Source organism: Ruegeria sp. BI11 (genome assembly GCF_056538005.1).
The window spans coordinates 260,893-278,518 of sequence record NZ_JBQFSM010000005.1; the positions used below are offsets into that span (position 1 = coordinate 260,893).

General features: G+C 53.1%; 14 protein-coding genes and 1 pseudogene. 11 read left to right on the plus strand and 4 right to left on the minus strand.

The window, feature by feature from the left end; translation table 11 throughout:
• Positions 1 to 56 precede the first annotated feature (56 nt).
• Genes ACR0DT_RS13610 through ACR0DT_RS13625 form a run of 4 tightly spaced genes read left to right on the plus strand, consistent with a single transcriptional unit; the run spans position 57 to position 3,826 of the window.
• The gene (locus ACR0DT_RS13610) at positions 57 to 1,085 is read left to right on the plus strand and encodes an ABC transporter substrate-binding protein (RefSeq protein WP_480711261.1); all 1,029 of its coding nucleotides are present in this window, start codon (positions 57 to 59) and stop codon (positions 1,083 to 1,085) included.
• A complete protein-coding gene (locus tag ACR0DT_RS13615) occupies positions 1,082 to 1,891 on the plus strand; it encodes an ABC transporter ATP-binding protein (RefSeq protein ID WP_480711262.1) in 810 nt (269 codons plus the stop codon). The genes ACR0DT_RS13610 and ACR0DT_RS13615 overlap by 4 nt, the downstream gene beginning before the upstream one ends.
• Positions 1,888 to 2,760 (plus strand): ABC transporter permease, encoded by an 873-nt coding sequence (locus ACR0DT_RS13620; protein WP_170383463.1) that lies wholly within the window; start codon positions 1,888 to 1,890, stop codon positions 2,758 to 2,760. The genes ACR0DT_RS13615 and ACR0DT_RS13620 overlap by 4 nt, the downstream gene beginning before the upstream one ends.
• Complete coding sequence (locus tag ACR0DT_RS13625) at positions 2,750 to 3,826, plus strand: Ldh family oxidoreductase (protein WP_480711263.1); 1,077 nt, start codon at positions 2,750 to 2,752, stop codon at positions 3,824 to 3,826. Before ACR0DT_RS13620 ends, ACR0DT_RS13625 begins: the two co-directional genes overlap by 11 nt.
• 42 nt (positions 3,827 to 3,868) lie before the next feature.
• Here ACR0DT_RS13625 and ACR0DT_RS13630 read toward each other — a convergent pair whose 3' ends face one another.
• Together ACR0DT_RS13630 and ACR0DT_RS13635 are read right to left on the minus strand one after the other, a co-directional pair.
• Positions 3,869 to 4,546: a GntR family transcriptional regulator gene (locus ACR0DT_RS13630; RefSeq protein ID WP_480711264.1), complete on the minus strand. Its 678-nt coding sequence runs from the start codon at positions 4,544 to 4,546 to the stop codon at positions 3,869 to 3,871.
• Positions 4,547 to 4,555: 9 nt separating this feature from the next.
• Complete coding sequence (locus tag ACR0DT_RS13635) at positions 4,556 to 7,375, minus strand: FAD-binding and (Fe-S)-binding domain-containing protein (RefSeq protein WP_480711265.1); 2,820 nt, start codon at positions 7,373 to 7,375, stop codon at positions 4,556 to 4,558.
• 187 nt (positions 7,376 to 7,562) lie between these two features.
• On the opposite strand from ACR0DT_RS13635, the gene ACR0DT_RS13640 reads away from it, so the two are divergent.
• The 4 genes from ACR0DT_RS13640 to ACR0DT_RS13655 all read left to right on the plus strand — a co-directional run bounded on the left by ACR0DT_RS13640 (position 7,563) and on the right by ACR0DT_RS13655 (position 12,518).
• Entirely contained in the window at positions 7,563 to 8,726 is a 1,164-nt protein-coding gene (locus ACR0DT_RS13640; RefSeq protein WP_480711266.1) for a pyridoxal-phosphate-dependent aminotransferase family protein, read from the plus strand.
• Between the two features lie 487 nt (positions 8,727 to 9,213).
• Positions 9,214 to 10,476 (plus strand): cytochrome c, encoded by a 1,263-nt coding sequence (locus ACR0DT_RS13645; protein ID WP_480711267.1) that lies wholly within the window; start codon positions 9,214 to 9,216, stop codon positions 10,474 to 10,476.
• Between the two features lie 16 nt (positions 10,477 to 10,492).
• On the plus strand, positions 10,493 to 11,845 hold the full coding sequence (soxC, locus tag ACR0DT_RS13650; RefSeq protein ID WP_480711268.1) for a sulfite dehydrogenase: 1,353 nt from the start codon (positions 10,493 to 10,495) through the stop codon (positions 11,843 to 11,845).
• On the plus strand, positions 11,832 to 12,518 hold the full coding sequence (locus tag ACR0DT_RS13655; protein ID WP_480711269.1) for a c-type cytochrome: 687 nt from the start codon (positions 11,832 to 11,834) through the stop codon (positions 12,516 to 12,518). The genes soxC and ACR0DT_RS13655 overlap by 14 nt, the downstream gene beginning before the upstream one ends.
• 28 nt (positions 12,519 to 12,546) lie before the next feature.
• On the opposite strand, the pseudogene ACR0DT_RS13660 reads toward ACR0DT_RS13655, so the two are convergent.
• Positions 12,547 to 12,675, minus strand: a pseudogene (locus ACR0DT_RS13660) (integrase); the annotation flags it as partial.
• 906 nt (positions 12,676 to 13,581) lie between these two features.
• Positions 13,582 to 13,725 (minus strand): hypothetical protein, encoded by a 144-nt coding sequence (locus ACR0DT_RS13665; protein WP_480711270.1) that lies wholly within the window; start codon positions 13,723 to 13,725, stop codon positions 13,582 to 13,584.
• A 143-nt stretch (positions 13,726 to 13,868) separates the two neighbouring features.
• Here ACR0DT_RS13665 and ACR0DT_RS13670 point away from each other — a divergent pair, with 143 nt between their 5' ends.
• The 3 genes from ACR0DT_RS13670 (at position 13,869) to ACR0DT_RS13680 (ending at position 17,593) form a co-directional block, all read left to right on the plus strand.
• The gene (locus ACR0DT_RS13670) at positions 13,869 to 15,416 is read left to right on the plus strand and encodes a hypothetical protein (protein ID WP_480711271.1); all 1,548 of its coding nucleotides are present in this window, start codon (positions 13,869 to 13,871) and stop codon (positions 15,414 to 15,416) included.
• Positions 15,417 to 15,941: 525 nt separating this feature from the next.
• A complete protein-coding gene (locus ACR0DT_RS13675; protein ID WP_480711272.1) occupies positions 15,942 to 16,820 on the plus strand; it encodes a hypothetical protein in 879 nt (292 codons plus the stop codon).
• Positions 16,817 to 17,593: a hypothetical protein gene (locus tag ACR0DT_RS13680; RefSeq protein ID WP_480711273.1), complete on the plus strand. Its 777-nt coding sequence runs from the start codon at positions 16,817 to 16,819 to the stop codon at positions 17,591 to 17,593. Before ACR0DT_RS13675 ends, ACR0DT_RS13680 begins: the two co-directional genes overlap by 4 nt.
• Positions 17,594 to 17,626 lie beyond the last annotated feature (33 nt).

Here is a 17,626-nt window from a genome sequence, read left to right on the forward strand (position 1 = left end):
GGCTCCTGCATAGCTGAATCTGCGGGTTGCCAATCATGCAAGGGAGGAAGACTAAAATGATGAATAGAAGGACTTTCACAGCGTCCTTGCTTTCGGCCGTTCCGGTAGCAGGCGCACTAGGAACAATGGGGTTTGCGCAGGACTTGCGTAAAATTACCTTCGTGCAGCCAAGCCCTTCAGCAATCAATTCATTTCCGGTTTTTGTCGCCATTGGAGAAGGTTACTTCGCGGATGAAGGTTTGGATGTGACCGTCGAGGCGATCAACGGCTCAGGGGCCGTGCTTCAGGCATTATCCGCCGGACAGGCGCATTTCGGCCGCCCTGGACCTGGCCCCTTGATTGCCGCACGGTCGCGCGATGTGGATGCCGTACACATCTACAACGTTGCGGCACGCAGCAACTTCGGCATCGCCGTACCCGAAGACTCTGACATCCAAAACGTTGAAGGGTTACGGGGCAAAGTCATCGGGACAGGTACTGCCGATGGCGCAGAAGTGGGCTTTGCACGCAATGTGATGACCGGAGCAGGTATGAAAGAGGGTGAGGATTTCACCTTCCTGACCGTCGGCGACGGGGGCCCGGCAACCGCAGCATTCCTGAATGGTGAAATCGACGCATACTCCGCTTCGACAGCCGATACAGCAATTCTGAACCAACGCGGAATGAAGGTGCGTGATATCACGCCTGCGGAATTCGGGCGTTTCTTCGGAAACGGCATCGCCACAATGGCGGACACAATCGCCAACGATCGCGAATTGGTCGAAGCCTGGAGCCGCGCATTCGCACGAGGTCATGCCTTTGCACTCGATGATGCCAACCGCGAAGCTGTGCTGAAGCATCTGGCGGACGGCAATCCTCAGGAAGGCGAAGACATAGAATTCCAGTCAGCGCTATTCGATGCCGTACGATCGAAAACCATAGCAGCGGATCCAAGCAATGGTCTGGGATGGTACCCCGCCGAAGTTTGGCAGGAATGGCAAGACGCACTTGTTGCAGGGGGCGAAATCCCAGGACCGCTGGATGACCTAAGCGCAGCCTGGACCAATGAATTTGCAGCCATCGGCAACGAGGCCGCCAGCAAATGAACGCTGTAGTCACACATGAGTTTTCCGGCGCGCCCTTGGGCACGCCGGTCTACGAACTGACCCATGTAAGCAAGACCTATGCGCGCAATCTTGTGGTCGCTCTTGAGGACATTAACCTGACGCTTCGGAAAGGAAGCTTCACATCTGTCATTGGGTCCAGCGGGTGCGGCAAGTCAACTCTGCTCAAGATCATGGCGGGTCTGATCCCGCCCACCAAAGGACGTGTGATCCTTCAGGGACAACCAGTGACGGGGACTCGCCGGGACATTGGCATGATGTTCCAGCAGGCAACACTATTTCCGTGGAAAACAGCAGTGGAAAACATCGTTTTGCCGATCGAGATTCGCGACGGCAAAGCGGCGGCCAAAAAAGCTATGGGCAAAGCTCACGAACTATTGGACATCGTGGGTTTGCAAGGTTTCGAAAACGTATATCCGAACGAATTGTCCGGCGGCATGGCGCAGCGCGCCTCGATCTGCCGTATGCTGATCACTGAACCAGCCGTGCTTTTGATGGACGAACCGTTCAGCGCGCTCGACGAGTTGTCGCGCGATATGATGAACATGGAATTGCAGCGGATTTGCCGGGAACAGGATGCGACTGCTTTTCTTGTAACGCACTCCATTCAGGAAGCTGTTATTTTGTCTGACGAAATCGTCGTTTTGAAGCCGCGTCCGGGCAGGATTGCCGAAATTGTTAAAGTCGAACTGCCGCGTCCACGCACGCTCGACATGATGACGACACCCAAATTCGGCGCTATCGTAGACTACATTCGCAGCCTCCTGGATAAGGGAGAAGAAATGTGAGCGAAGTTCAGAATTACTCACCTTCCGTAAAAGACGCTGCCCCCTCAGAAGACACTGTATGGGAGCAGAAGGTTCACTTTATCGACTCGGTTCCTCGCTGGCTGGCGATGACCTTTGTCTTCGTGGTTTTTGTCGGAACTTGGCAAATTGTGACCAGCCTTAGGCTGGTCTCTCCGATCATTCTACCGACGCCGATGGAAACCCTCAAAGATATGATCTTCGTGGGGCAAAACCTTTTGACCGGTGGCTACATGCTTGGGGCGCTGTGGATCACCATCAAAGAAGTCATCTATGGGTTTGCGCTGGCAATCGCGATCGGATTTTCGCTGGGCGTTCTGGTTGGGGAAACGGCCTTTGGCGAAAAGGCCGTGATGCCCTACTTAGTGTCTATAGATACGATGCCAAAAGTCGCGTTCGCTCCTCTCTTCGTGGCTTGGTTGGGCTTTGGCATTGAATCCAAGGTGGCACTTGCCGCCTTTATCGCAACATTTCCGATTGTCGTTGGTACTGCAGCCGGACTTCACGCCGCCGACGAAAACGCGCGCATGTTGTTCAAGACGATGGGCGCCAGCCGGATGCAGACATTGATCAAGATGAAGCTGCCAACCGGTCTGCCGCAGATATTCACCGGACTTAAGATCGGAGCAGTCGGGGTTATGGCGGGGGCGATTACAGGAGAGTTCCTGGGCGGCGGGAAGGGATTTGGTGAGCTGATCCGTGTTGCAGCCTCGCAGCTCAATACACCTCGAGTGTTCTCATTGATCCTGTATCTCAGCCTCGTCGGTCTGGCTGTGTTTGCGACAGTGGTTTGGACACAGCGTAAACTAGTGTTCTGGCACAAAGAGCAGGTTGGCAGAGATGACTTCTGAGCCGGTAAAAATAAACTGCCAGACCTTGCGTGAATTTGTGGCGAGCGCACTCGAAACTCGGGGTGTACCTAAAGAAGATGCGGACAAGGTGGCCTCGCTGATGGTCGAGGCCGACATTTATGGATACGGCACTCACGGGGTCTTTCGCTTGCGGCAGTATCTGGCCAGGCTGGCAGGGGGTGGGAGTAATGCCACGCCAAACGTCACCGTCATACATCAGACTGTCGCGACCGCGTTGATTGATGGTGATGACGGTCTTGGTCATCTGGCGATGTCAGCGGCGCGGGATCTTGCAATAAAAAAGTCCAAAGAGGCCGGCATTGGATGGGTCGGTGTTCGGCGCGGCAACCATGCAGGACCACTCGCACTTTATGTGCGTCCACAAGCTGAGGCAGGAATGCTTGGCATGGCTGCGGCGGTGGGCAGTGCAAACCACGTCCCGCCTTACGGTGGAAGCGACTTGCTTCTTGGCACCAATCCCATCGCTTTTTCTGCCCCTGCAAAAGGGCCCGACCCGTTTGTGTTTGATATGGCGACGACAGTTGCCGCGATGGGCAAGATCAAGACTCTGTTACAGCAAGGCAAGCCGATGCCTGAAGGGTGGATGGTCGGGCGCGATGGCAATCCGTTGACGGACCCTGCCCGCAAATCAGAAGGGTTTCTTTTACCAATCGGCGGCCCGAAAGGTTTCGGTCTTTCCGTAGCCATAGGGTTAATGGCCGGAGTCTTGAACGGCGCTGCCTTCGGCTCTGACGTGGCAAACTTCACCTCAGACACGACGTCATCCACAAACACAGGGCAATTTGTAATGGCGCTTGATCCGGCGGCGTTTGGGATGGAAAAAGACTTTGCTTCGAATGCAGCCCGTGTCTTTTCCGAAATGCGCGCATCCGCCCCCCTGCCCGGTCATGACCCTGTACGCTTGCCCGGAGACGGCAAAACGGCCGCCGCTGAGGCCCGTCGCAGAGACGGCGTGAGGCTTAACCCTGCTCTTTGCCGAGACCTCAACAAACTTGCCCTGGACTGTGGGCTGACACCCCCATTTCCTGGTCTCAGCACTGAATAGCGACCGATCCTAGAAAAGTTGGTAAGCGCTTTGGAGCAGAACTTAGCCGAGCGACTCGTCCTCGGCCTCAAGCGCTTTCACAAGGGCCGAAAGTTTGTTCATCATGTGTAGCTTCATGGTTTTGCCAAGCCCATCTGCATCGCGAGCCTTAAGCAGCTTCATCATGGCTTCATGTTCGTCAATTGCCTGCGCCCATCGTTCTTCCGACAAATTGGCCATAAACCGTGCGCGGCGGACCCGCCCGGCCAATAGCTTGTGGTGGCTTTCAAGGATGTCGTTTCCCGCACCACCTATCAGTGTCTGATGAATGTCCTGATTGGCCTTAAAATATGCCTGTCGATCACGTGACTTATAGGCTTTCAGCATGTCCTTGTGGCGGCTCTCGATCTGTTGAATTTCCGCAGTGTCCATGCGCTGACACGCCAGCTCTCCTGCCAATTGCTCAAGCGTTGCAAGCACTGGAAACGTATTCTCCAGTTCCTCGCGCGTAACACTTGCGACGCGAGCCCCCCGGTTGGCCTGAAGTACCACAAAGCCTTCTGATGCAAGCACCTTTAGAGCTTCTCGCAATGGTGTTCTTGAAACACCCAACGAGTCGCAAAGTTGTTTCTCGGGCACTTTTTCTCCCGGCTTCAGAACATCTTCGACAACCAGGTTGCGCAGCCTTTCTACCAGTTCTTCATGAAGGGTCGGACGATTAATGCTATCCGTCAGGTTCATATCCACATCCTAATTTTCCAGGACCATATCCAGTAGGCGCGCGACGTGCATTGCTTGGCGCTGCGTACCTTCGGCAATTTGGTGGCGGCATGAAGTTCCGTCTGCCACGATGATTGCATCCGAAGACGCCGCCTCCAAAGCTGGAAATAAGTCGAGGCTTGCCATCTTGAGCGAGATATCGATGGTGTCGGGCGCGTATCCGAAGGCCCCGGCCATGCCGCAACAACTGCTTTCAATCAAGTGAACCTCTGCCTCAGGAATACGCTTCAGGAGGTTAAGCATCGGCGTGACAGCATTGTGGGCTTTCTGGTGGCAGTGTCCGTGCACATGGATCGGACGATCCATCGGCTTCATAGGCAAATCCGGCTGGCTGACCAGGAATTCCTCAAAGGTGTGAGTGGCGGTCGACAACAACTCTGCTTCCGGCCCCGGGCAAAGACCTAAATACTCATCCCGGAAAGTGAGGATCGAGGACGGTTCAAGCCCGACTACCGGCACCCCTTGTGCAACTGCCTCTCGTGTCGCGGCAATCACGCGCTGTGCCTCGTTGCGCGCTTCCTCCACGCTGCCCACAGCCAAAAGAGTGCGCCCGCAATCCAGCGGCCTTCCACTATGGTCATCCCGTGCTACAGCAACCCGAAGCCCCAGCGCACGCAGAACCCGGACCGCGGCGCGTAGATTGTCAGGCTCGAAATACCGGTTGAAGACATCTGCAAAGAGTACAACCTGCGGATCTGCATCCTGAGCCTCGGCATCACTGAACGGGTCAGAAGACCACACTGGAAGGTCCCGTCGCGCCGAAATCCCAGTCGGTTTTTCCAGTAGTTTGCGCAAGGGGAAAATTTTGTTCCGGGCATTCATAAGCCACGCAACTTTTGCAGCTTTTGGCGCATATCGAGGCAAATAGGCGACCAATTTGTCCGCCATTGTCAGTCCGTCTCTTTTACGCTTCGCTGACAGGACTTCGATCTTCATTCGTGCCATGTCGACACCCGTCGGACATTCACGAGCGCAAGCTTTGCAGGACACGCAGTATTTCATAGTGTCCATCATTGCATCTGACGTTAAACCGCCCGGCATCTGCCCGCTGATGGCAAACCGCAAAGTATTTGCCCGCCCCCGGGTAGCATCGCGCTCGTTTCTGGTAGCTCGGAAAGAAGGACACATAACGCCGCCCTTCAGCTTGCGGCACGCACCATTGTTGTTGCACATCTCAACGGCACCCTGAAACCCTCCTCCGGCACCTGGCCAAGCGGTCCAGTCGAACGACGTTTCGAATTCAGGAACCGAGTATTCTGGGCCATATCGGAATAGGCGGCGATCATCCATGGCAGGCGCGTGCACGATCTTCTCAGGATTGAGCACACCGTTGGGATCAAACCGGTTCTTGACCTCTTCAAAAGCGGAAACGATACGCTGGCCAAACATCTTTTCATGAAACTCTGATCGCACGATCCCATCGCCGTGTTCGCCGGAATGAGAGCCTTTGTATCTCTTGACCAGATCAAATGTTTCTTCGGCGATCGCCCTCATTGTTCGGACATCTTTGTCCTGCCGCATGTTCAGTACAGGACGCACATGCAGACATCCAACCGAGGCATGCGCGTACCAAGTTCCCTTTGTGCCGTGTCGCGCAAAAATTTCGGTTAGGCCAGCGGTGTAATCGGCGAGGTCGGGCAGCGGAACAGCGCAATCTTCGACAAAAGAGATTGGTTTGCCTGCCTCCTTCATCGACATCATGACATTCAACCCGGATTTTCGGTACTCGGCGATGGCACTCTGTAATGAGTTGTCCGTAACAGAGACAACGCCGCCCCACCGGTTTTCCACCCCGCTGAAAGCAAACCCGAGATCTCCCATCAGCTGCGAGAGGTCGACCAGCTTTGCAGCATTGGCCTCGGCGCTGCCCTCGGCGAATTCCACCAGTAACAGGGCTTCGGGATTGCCTTCTACAAATGCCTCAATCGTGTCGCGAAACAATGGGATTTCACGCCCTAAGGCGATCATGGTGTCGTCGATCAACTCTACCGCCTGCGGGTTCAGCGTCACGAGGTGCTGCGTGGCCTCCATTGCAGCACGGAACGTCGGGAAATGACATATACCGGTGACTTTCTCGCCCGGTAAGGAAGCAAGGCTTAGTTCCAACTCTGTGAAATAGGCTAACGTGCCTTCTGATCCTACCAGCAAATGAGACATGTTGACGTCATTACCGACAAGCGCGTCGATATTATAACCGCCCACACGACGTAGGACTTTGGGAAACTGGGCATCGATTTCAGCAGCCTCTCGACGTCCCAATGCACGCATGTCGGCAACAAGGTTCCCGTAGCGACCAGACCCAGCTGTGTCAGCGCTGAACCGCGCTTCCATGCCATCAGCCAAGATTGCCTTTATTGCACGGACATTGTCGCGCATGATCCCGTATCGCAGTGATTTTCCGCCTGACGAGTTGTTGGCTGCCATCCCTCCTATCGTGCAGCGAGACGCCGTCGAGGGATCGACAGGAAACCACAGACCATGCTGTTTCAAAGCGCGGTTCAGCTCGTCCAGAACAACACCGGGCTGAACGCGAGCAATTCGGTTCTCAACGTCTACGTCCAGAATCCGATTCAAGTATTTTGTGTTGTCCAGAACAACACCCTGATTGACCGTTTGCCCGCATTGCGACGTGCCGCCGCCGCGAGGAAGAACCGAACATCCTTCGTCCCGCGCAAAGGATATCACGGCCTGAACGTCTTCTGTGGATCGGGGAACCACCACGGCGTCCGGTGTCATCTGATAGATTGAGGCATCGGTGGAGTATCGAGCAAGCGATGCCGGATCAGTCATCACGTCGCCTTGGACATCAGATGATAGCCTTCGGTGCAACGGACCATTCTCAAGCATCGGTTTCGCCTTCTCTGTAAGCCCAACGAGAGGCCTCACTTCACTGTTGACTGAATAATGAATTCATAATTAACTTTTGCCAATAGGCAATTGCGCCACTCTCATGGCGCCAGCGGAAGGATCAGTTCAGATGCGCCAGGCGGGTAGGCACTTTTTGCAAATTCCAGGACCAAGTGCCGTGCCGGAGCGCATTCTGAGAGCCATTGGCATGCAGACTATCGATCACCGGGGTCCTGATTTTGCGGAAGTGGGGAATAAGGCCCTCAATGGGATGAAAACCATTTTCAAGACAAAGCAGAACGTCTTTATCTACCCCTCATCCGGCACTGGCGCATGGGAAGCGGCGCTTGCAAACACGGTATCGCCAGGAGAAAAAGTGCTCATGTTCGAGACCGGGCATTTCGCATTTATGTGGAACAACCTGGCCAGAAAAATTGGGCTGCAGCCAGAGCTTATCGAAGGGGATTGGCGCGGCGGTGCGGACCCCAATCAGATTGAAGATCGTCTGCGCAAGGACAGTCGGCATGAGATTAAGGCGGTTTGCGTCGTCCATAATGAAACTTCTACCGGGTCAGTCTCCCCTATTGCGGAAGTACGCCGAGCAATAGACGCAGTGCGGCACCCTGCGCTTCTGATCGTTGACTCCATCTCCGGCCTTGGATCGATCGACTTTAGGTTTGATGACTGGGGTGTCGATGTCTGTGTCTCTGGCTCGCAAAAAGGGCTGATGCTACCGCCAGGTCTGAGCTTCAACGCCGTGAGTGATCGTGCGCTGGAACAGTCAAAATCCGTGACTATGCCGCGAAGCTATTGGGATTGGCGGGATATGGTTGAGCCGAACCAGAAAGGGTTCTTCCCCTATACTCCCGGCACCAACCTTCTCTATGGATTAAATGAAGCCATTGATATGTTGCACGAGGAAGGGCTGGAGAATGTGTTCGCTCGGCATACCCGGCACGGAGCCGCGACTCGAGCGGCCGTTCAAGCATGGGATCTCGAAGTGTTGTGTGCTCGCCAAGGTCAAGAGTCGGGCGTACTGACTGCTGTTAAAGTCCCCGAAGGGCACTCTGCCGACGCCTTTCGTGCAACGGCGCTGGAGCACTATGATATCTCACTTGGAAATGGTCTGTCCAAAGTCTCCGACCAGGTGTTCCGAATAGGTCATTTGGGCGACTTCAACGACCTGATGTTGATGGCCACACTCTCCGGAGTAGAAATGGGGCTAGCCAAAAGTGGCATGCCTCATAATACAGGTGGCACTCAGGCTGCCTTGGAGTATCTCAAGGCTGCGTAGCGCTGAACAAAATCTTCCATAACGTTACTAGGTCTGCGGGCATTTGGTACAAGTGCATAACTGACCTTGGAGTTTTTGGGACTTCTGAAAACCCGCACGAAAAAGCAACTCATGCTGTAACTAATGTCCGCTTTGGGCCGTTCGTTAATTTTTGCATAGGCCGCTATCTGCTATTGTCCTTTTTCCGGATATCTATCCTTACAACGGTTTTGCTAGTCCTTTGGCCGTAGCTATTTTTGGTGGCCGTTCATCTGAAACGTTGTGACCAAACCCGCCCAATCCAAGCCCTCAACACATACCCACCGTCGCCCAAATATTTAGCCACGTATGACTTGGAATACAGGGTTCAGACACAGCCAACTCCAAACCTAAACAGTCAACCGGCAGCCAATTAATCCACGTACCGAGACAGATATGTGTAGATGTGGTAATGCTTTAGCATCGTCCTGATACCCTTGAGATCGAATTGATTGGTCGGGAAGCAACTATGGCGCGTTTGTTCAAAGTTATTCTTGGAATTGTCATCTGCGCAGTGGCATTGCTCATTCTTTTCTTGTGGCTGTGGGCTGTACCCAGTGTCGAGAACCGCCCGATCGCGACCGATGCCGAAACCATCGCGCGGGGGAAATATCTGACCGCCGCAGGCGATTGCACGTCTTGCCACACCACCGAGGGCGGCGCTGCGTTCGCAGGCGGACTTAAGCTTGATACCCCGTTCGGTGGAATTTATTCCGCCAATATTACCCCGTCCGCAGAGGGCATCAAAGGCATGAGCTCAGCCGAGTTCTACCAAGTCCTCGCTTACGGCTCTTACAAGACCTTTCAGCCACTCTATCCTGCAATGCCCTATCCCTCATACCACTTGGTGACACGCCAAGATTCCGATGCGATGCTTGCGTATCTGATGACCCAGAAGCCGGTCGACCAAAGCGTTCCAAAAAACGAATTGAGCTTTCCCTTCAACATTCGGCAGCTTGTGCTTTTTTGGAATGTATTCTTTGCCGCGCGAGGGACATTCGAACCCGACAACTCCCGAGATGCGGTTTGGAACCGCGGTGCCTATCTGGTTGAAGGGCTGGGCCATTGCGGTGCCTGCCACACACCACATAACGCCTTTGGCGCTGCCGAGCATAGCCGGGCGTTGGCCGGGGCACCGCTTGCAGATTATGAAGCACCCGATATTCGGCCAGAGGCCCTGAAACAACGTGGCTGGACTGCAGAATATCTGACCGAATTCTTTAAAACAGGAAAAGGGCCCAAAGGAACTGCATTCAAAGAAATGTATCTGGTGGTGAAGAATTCATTGTCGCAGTTGACCGATGAAGACCGGATCGCCATGGCAACCTATCTTCTGGATCTGCGGTCCGCCCCAAGGGGTAATGACACCGTCACTTTGGCCGCATTGGATGGCGAGACTCCAGCTTCCTTTCCCGAGGGGCGGACATTGTATTTGAACAATTGTTCGATGTGCCATGGCCCGCGCGGCAAGGGCGTGAAAGATGGGGCGCCGCCATTGGCAGGTAATTCTACGCTCGCACAGGTTGAGGGCCGCAACATGCTTTACGCAATCGTTAACGGCTTTCCCGATCCGAGGTCCGTACCTAATTCCAGCCCGATGCCTGCTTTCAAGGATCGTATGACACCGACGCAGATCGCGGAGTTGGCCAATTTTCTACGGCACGCTTTTGCGGCTGAATCACCAGCCCTGCCCAAGTTTACCGAAACCGACATTGAAGCAATTCTGAAATAGGTGGCGCCGGGCCAGAATGGAAAAGGTGGAATTTGACATGTGCGAAGATCATGACAAAGAGCCAAAAAGCGATACCGGCGTGACACGGCGCAGCGTGCTGACGGGTGGTGTCGGTGTGGCTACTGGCACAGCGGCCACATTGGTTGCCGGGCTTGGAGCCGAGGGCGCTGCGGCTGGTCCTTTGCAACGCCCGTGGGCGACCGAACTGGGCGATCCGGTTGGTACAAGTCCCTATGGCCACCCGTCCTCCTTCGAAAAGACAGTAATCCGTCGCCCGACCCCATCCGAGTATGCACCAAAGGGCTACGTTCCGCCAATGAACGAGTCCTCCTGGACCGGCACGCCGCTACAGGATTTGCGCGGGATCATCACCCCCAACGGGCTGTTCTATGAACGATCCCACGGTGGTTACGCCGACATGGATCCGGCCAAGCACAAAGTGGTTATTCACGGGCTTGTCGATCGCAACCTTGAACTCAGCATGGAGGATCTGCGTCGTTTTCCCACTGTCACCACGTTCAGATTTCTTGAATGTTCCGGCAACAGCGATCTGATCTGGGGCAAAGCAACCTATGGCGGGCAGGAAACGTCTCCATTTTTGACCGCGCAGGATATTCACGGCCTCCTCAGTTGCGCAGAATGGACCGGCGTGCGGCTGTCCGACCTTTTGCGTGAGGCAGGCGCGGACACAGCAAGGGCCAAGTGGCTAATCGTCGAAGGCGCAGACTCTGGAGCTTTGGCGCGCAGCTTGCCGATGGCACGAGCTTTGCATGATTGCATCCTGGCCTTTGCACAAAACGGTGAAATGCTACGCCCGGAACAGGGGTACCCGGTTCGGTTGCTGGTTCCGGGTTGCGAAGGCAACCTGAACATCAAATGGGTGCAGCGGATAGAGGTGACTGACCAACCCCTGTTTGCCACGTTTGAGACCGCTCAGTACACCGATCTGCAAAAGTCCGGTAAGGCCTGGATATCTTCGCTGGTGATGGAGGCCAAATCGATCATCACCTTCCCGTCGAGCGGTCAATCTTTGCCGGAAAAAGGGTTCTACCAGATCCGAGGCATCGCTTGGTCTGGGCGCGGGAAGATTTCACATGTGGATGTGTCATTGGATGGCGGGCGCAACTGGACCGAAGCGCGACTGACGGAGCCGGTGATGTCAAAATGTCTGACTGAATTCACCCTGCCTTGGAGATGGGACGGCAGTGAGACACTTTTAATGAGCCGGGCAACAGACGAAACTGGCTATACGCAGCCTTTCGTTCAGCAACTTGTCGAAGCACGCGGAAAGTTCTCATCCTACCACAACAACGGCATCCAGACGTGGCGGATCGAAAGCAATGGCGAGGTGTATAATGCGACGGGTTAACCTGGTTTTCTTTGCCATTCTGCCACTGTTAGCCTCTGGATCGGCAGTTGCACAAACAGGCGATTGCGGCAATCGCCCCCTGTGTCTGGGCCAGACAATCTCCGAGGCAGATCTGACGGCTTGGTCCCTTAACGTTTTCCCCGATGGAACCGGGCTTCCCGATGGAATGGGCAGCGCTGAAGAGGGTCGTCAAATATACAGGGACAAATGCTCGGCCTGCCATGGCGAGAAAGGCGTAGGGGTGAAGGTTTTGCTGGATCGCGGTGCATTTCCCACCCTTGTCGGTTCGACGCCGCCTTTGACCGACACAGAACAACAGCCTGCGCAAACTGTGGGCAGCTATTGGCCGTATGCCACAACTTTCTTTGATTACGTCCGCCGTGCCATGCCCTTTGCTACGGCCCATTCACTAAGCAATGACGAAGTCTATGCCGTCACCGCGCATGTCCTGGTGTTGAACGACATCCTGCCTGCGGGAGCAAGCCTGGATCGAGAAAGTATGATGCAGGTGACAATGCCCAACGTCGATGGATTCATTTGCGATGCCCGTCCAGACGTGTTTGCCCCCCGCTGTATGTCGAATTGTGCAGTACCCGACGATTCTGAGGTATTGATCGGATCAGGCGAGAACTATGGCAAACCAGTGCCGATAACGGATTGCATGGTTCGGTAGAGGTCGCCAAGATGGCCCGAAGACTTGGTTTTTTGACAGCTTCAACTATAGCTGTCGTGTCGCCAAACTCAACGCTGAGATACCGAACTGTGCTGTCCATATTTGTATGACCGAGCAAGATTTGCACTGCGCGCAGATTCTCCGTCTTCTTGCAAATCTAGTTGAGCTTGTTTCACTGCAATGAATGAGTACTACACGCGGTCGCCACTTTAGCCGTCTGTACGACGCATTCGCCGTTGTTGGCGCACTTTCCAACCGCTAAATACCGACAGAAGCAAATGTTATTCAACAGGCGATCTCAGTCATAATTGGCATTGTTTTCGATGGGACAATCTTCCTTATGAGCCACGTTTATCCTCTTAGAAGTATCACAAACTGCTGGGCACAGGCTCATCAGGGGTTATCTTGAGGGTCAGATGCAAGGCCTACAGCGCATATGTTGTCTGCTTGCGTCATTCGCTTTACGCCCTGCGTGCTTCCAGTGGCTACGCGCCGAATGCAGAAAGCCCCGCGAGTTGCGAGGGTAAATGTATGATATACTGTGCTAAAGTTGGTTGCGGGAGCAGGATTTGGCCTTTGCCGAACGTCAACGAAACTCCTTTTCTAGGGAAGCCCATCGGAGCGGTCTTTTGCTACATTATGACAAAACTGTTTTCAGCAAATGACCGCTGTGACCGTTATAACTCGCGATTATGAAACCGGATCAAATTTTTGCGACAAGTCCATAGAGGCGACTGGTCTCACAGCGGAAGATCTTACTCGGCGGCTGAGAGGTCAGGAATAGTTGCGGTTACTATTTCCGAAGCTTCAATCCTATAGATTTAAGGCGCAAGTTCGCTCTAAGTTTGGCAAATAAAAATTTAAACCGTAACCCAAACTGGGTCCGCTGCTATGTTAGCACCTTTTGGACACTCAACAGAAATAACTTGATCAGTAAGAGGTGCCGTTTGACTTCGGCACTTCTGGTACAGCTGAGGAATCAACAAAAAGCTTTTCACCTCTCTAAGTTCGAACTTAATGGGATGAGCGTGGAGTCCCTGTGTCTAAGCCAGTAGACCGGTATTTACACCCCTCCAAGAATTGCCGAAGCCCCGCTAATCAACTGATGCAGAGTTTCTTGCTCTAAGTCAGCGTTGTGAACTTTTGAAACAAACGTCACGAACACCGCAAGCGTGACAATTCCCGTAATCATCCATCGGTGTGTCATCAGTGGCCTCCTTCAATCCAACTTACACATCTTCTTTGGCTCAAAGATGGGATTGAGAAGAGATTGACGGTAGGAAATTACATGTTGCTATACAGTAGTTGTTGGTAACACACTTTGCTTCGTGAAAGTGCAGGGGAATAGTCGTGGCGGAAAATGTCGATAAGGCGGATATTCTCAAACAACTGGAACGCATCACAACGTCCAAGAATTTCCCATGCAGTACCCGAACAAAGACGCTCCTAGAACACCTTGTTCATCGAGAACTTGAAGGTCGCGGTGACGAGTTGCGGGGTACCGCATTGGCAATGGATGTTTTTGGAAGAGGCGCTGAATTTGATCCAAATGCTGATCCGGTCGTCAGAATTGAGGCCGTCAAACTGCGAAAGGCATTGGACTATTATTATTTGACAACAGGGAACAACGACCCGGTTTCAATATCTGTTCCTAAGGGACAGTACCGCCCACTTTTTGAAATAAACACCCAAAAAGCCGAACAACAAAAGTCGTCTGTAGTGCTCCATGAAGGATGGCCTGTTCTTGGGATCTCTTCCTTTGACGGTTCAGATACGTCTCGAGCGAGGCTTTTCCGAGAGGGCTTTCCTGAAGAGCTAGCCCTAGAACTTGCGCGTTTCGCTCATATCCGTATCTTAACCGGGTATTCCGACAAGCATCCAGATGGTTTTCAGGCAGAAGCCTTACCCTCTTGCGACTATTTTTTGAATGGTTCCGTCAGGGACGATCAGGTCAACCTGCGCTTGATTGTGCAACTAAGACGAACCGTTGACGACACTATTTTATGGGCCGACCGGCGTGATATTAATCCAGACGCCTCTAATCCTTTCAAAGCCCAAGAAGAAATTGCAAAACAATGCGCGACAAAGCTGGTTGATGCTTACGGGGTTGTCGCAGCCGACGCCGCGGATCATGTGGCAAGCCATTCGCGGGCCGGGGGTAGTACCTATCAAGCTCTGTTGGCTTTTCATGCCCACGTTCGCACTTCTAGATCGGGCAGCTTGCAGCAAATGATGGATCTGGCGCGTTCAGCTATTCAAAACGACAATGCAAGCGGACTGGCTCACGCTCTCATGGCTTTGGGGCATGTTGAGGAAGTGGCTCTTGGCCAAAAACGCCTGTGCGACGTGCTAGAACAGGGGCAAACTCATGCTGAGAAAGCATTGACTCTTGACCCTCAATGCCAAGAGGCTTTGTTCGCAGCCGCGATATACGCGCTATTGGTCAGAGACACTCACAGGTTCAATCGTTTGATCAACGCAGCAATTCAAGCCAATCCCAACAGTGCATTGCTGATTGCGTTGGCCGGCGCTTGGATTGCGCTGGTTGGTGATATCAAGCTAGGCGGGAAAATGGTGAGGCAGGCTTTGGACATCAATCCATTGTTGCCAATCTGGACAAATATCACTCTTTGCTTGGAGGATGTTCAGGGAGGAGACTACGCAAAGGCCTCAGAAAAAGTGCGCCGGATTGATGCGCGTGAACACGCAGGCGACTGGTTGTTGATCGCTGCTATTCACGGAATGGCCGGTAAGACAAAACTGGCAAGGAGTGCATTGTCGAACTTCCCTACTTCACAGTTTTCTCTGGAAGAGTATCTTGATGATCTTCCATATGCATCTGGTGTGGTGGAGTTGCTAAGAGAAGGCACAAAACGTGTGCGTTCTGTCGAGACTTGATCTTTCTTCAGCGACTTTGCAACCAAACAATCGCAGCCCAAACTCCAACTGTTGTCTAATACCTACGCGCGCAATGATTTCTTCACCAACAAACTATCGGCTCGGGATGAAAACCGCTCTGTGAGAATGCGCTCGACGGGAAAACCTTCATAGGTAAAGCCGATCACATCACGCGACCATGATGCATTCGCCATACTTCAAAACCAACTCAACTCGATGTCCAGCGCAATGGTATCTTGAAGCTAAGCCGAGAGGCGAGAACACTTGTGCGTCAATTGCCGCTACACGAGTGCGCTTGAAGACAGACGTATGTTCAGTCACTTGCATAAGGCTACTGGAGTTCCGCATTCATGTTAGCAAGCAATGGCCGTTACCTAGCGTGGAGAGATCGCTCCGATCTCTACGATGCTTTTCCATATTTCAACAATTCCAAACGTTTGTTAGATTTTAAATTTCCTCGACTGAACGATGGTTCCAGTCTATCTGTTTAGTTAATATTTCACAGGTGCGATCGGACGTCTTCAATTGTTAAATTCGATCATGTTTGCCAAAGTGAAGCGATCCCTTCTGATCGCATTTTTCATATTTTTGCTGTTTGGCATTCTTGTCGCTTGTGAGCGCGACAGACCCAAGCCTACAAGCGAGTTGAACCCTAAAGTGTTGCTGGCGGCCGCCGAAAATGGTGAAGGCATTGATCCTTCCAAATACAAAGGTGACATCGAACTCCTCCTTCCGAGCAAAGTACCCATCGGCGAAGAGTCGTTTAACATCTCGTTTTACGCGGGGCTGAGTCCAGCAACTGAAACCCGTTTGCAAGCGAATGTTGTGGCTGACCTAAGGACGATCCAAGCACGGTTCCCAGAACTGGCGTCAGGGGTCTATGAGGATAGTTGTTCGCGGGAAGTCTCAGTAAAAGTTCTCGAAACAGAAGCCATTGAAGATCACGTTGAACTACGTGGAACAATGTTTGTACGATTTTTTTCCTGTGATCAGAACGCCTCGGGCGGAGAGCGTGGCAATCCTTGGTTGACGCAAGAAATTGACGCCAAGGCTAAGGTGGAAGCCTTCGTCGAAGACCAGTGCGTACGCTTCTCCGTGGCTGAGCTTGACCTCGACCCGCGTGGGTTCACTGGCGCTGTAGCAAGACTTTTCGGTGTCATTGATGGAGCGCGCACCGAAATACTGGAACAAGCAGAGATTTATTTTGATGGCAATCCAGTTTGTCTGACAGTACCGGATGAACTCAAGCCAGTGTCACCGCAGGCCACGCTCGTCAGAGCGCTCGAAATCGGCGAAGGTGGCATCGGCGCTGAAATTCAAGGATTGATCGACACAGACGCGACGACGCTTGTCAAATTACTCAGCGTCATGGAATTGAGCGACATTATTGAGGGGCAACTATGAGACACGCATATTTCGCGATGTTTCTGATCGGCGGCGTCGGCCTCGTATCCCCTTCGACGGCACAAGTCGCGGAGTTCGACATAGAGGATACGCTGGTCGTCGGCACAACAGAAATTGACTACGGTCTCAACGTAGTTTTGATGGCGGCCTCTCCAACACGTGTAAGTATTGAGGCCGTGCTTGACTTTAGTGATTTGCAGGCACGCCTGCCCGAACTGCTTGCCGAAGCGCCCATTTTGGATTCCTGTGGAAGCCGAACCGATCTCAGCGAGTTTGTAGTTGAGGCACAAGGTGAAGTAGTTTCGCTTAGTGGAAAACTTGATACACAATTCTTCGAATGCTCTGAAACAAGAGAAAACATCTTTGCGCGCGGTGAACCGACGGACAGGTGGATTTTCGATTTTTCAGCTTCAGCTACTGCTCGGTTTAGCAATAAGTGCGTAACCTACGAGCTGGTAGACGCAGTAGTTAAACCCCTCGAGCAATTACGGGACATTGACGGTTTTGCGGAAGATGTCGAAGCGCTGCGCACTATCCTACTGGAAGTTGCAGGGCGTTTTTTAAGTGAACGACCTTTTTGCCCCGCTTTCCCGAAGGAGTTTGAACCCTTGGACCCAGTATACGAGTCTGGCGGTCCACGCGAAATTGGTGATGGTGGTCTGGGAGCATATCTCAAAGGATCGGTTGATACCAGCACTACGACGATCATTGGAATATTACGAGTGTTACAAGAGGAAGGAGTTATTCCAGGCCCTCCGCAACTAAGGCCTTGAGCTTTTTTGATGGCACAGCTTGGTGATACCAAA

Coding starts and splice junctions, on each gene's coding strand:
- ACR0DT_RS13610 (WP_480711261.1), top strand. CDS start 57: ATGATGAATAGAAGGACTTTCACAGCGTCCTTGCTTTCGGCCGTTCCG.
- ACR0DT_RS13615 (WP_480711262.1), top strand. CDS start 1,082: ATGAACGCTGTAGTCACACATGAGTTTTCCGGCGCGCCCTTGGGCACG.
- ACR0DT_RS13625 (WP_480711263.1), top strand. CDS start 2,750: ATGACTTCTGAGCCGGTAAAAATAAACTGCCAGACCTTGCGTGAATTT.
- ACR0DT_RS13630 (WP_480711264.1), bottom strand. CDS start 4,546: ATGAACCTGACGGATAGCATTAATCGTCCGACCCTTCATGAAGAACTG.
- ACR0DT_RS13635 (WP_480711265.1), bottom strand. CDS start 7,375: ATGACTGATCCGGCATCGCTTGCTCGATACTCCACCGATGCCTCAATC.
- ACR0DT_RS13640 (WP_480711266.1), top strand. CDS start 7,563: ATGCGCCAGGCGGGTAGGCACTTTTTGCAAATTCCAGGACCAAGTGCC.
- ACR0DT_RS13645 (WP_480711267.1), top strand. CDS start 9,214: ATGGCGCGTTTGTTCAAAGTTATTCTTGGAATTGTCATCTGCGCAGTG.
- soxC (WP_480711268.1), top strand. CDS start 10,493: ATGGAAAAGGTGGAATTTGACATGTGCGAAGATCATGACAAAGAGCCA.
- ACR0DT_RS13655 (WP_480711269.1), top strand. CDS start 11,832: ATGCGACGGGTTAACCTGGTTTTCTTTGCCATTCTGCCACTGTTAGCC.
- ACR0DT_RS13665 (WP_480711270.1), bottom strand. CDS start 13,725: ATGACACACCGATGGATGATTACGGGAATTGTCACGCTTGCGGTGTTC.
- ACR0DT_RS13680 (WP_480711273.1), top strand. CDS start 16,817: ATGAGACACGCATATTTCGCGATGTTTCTGATCGGCGGCGTCGGCCTC.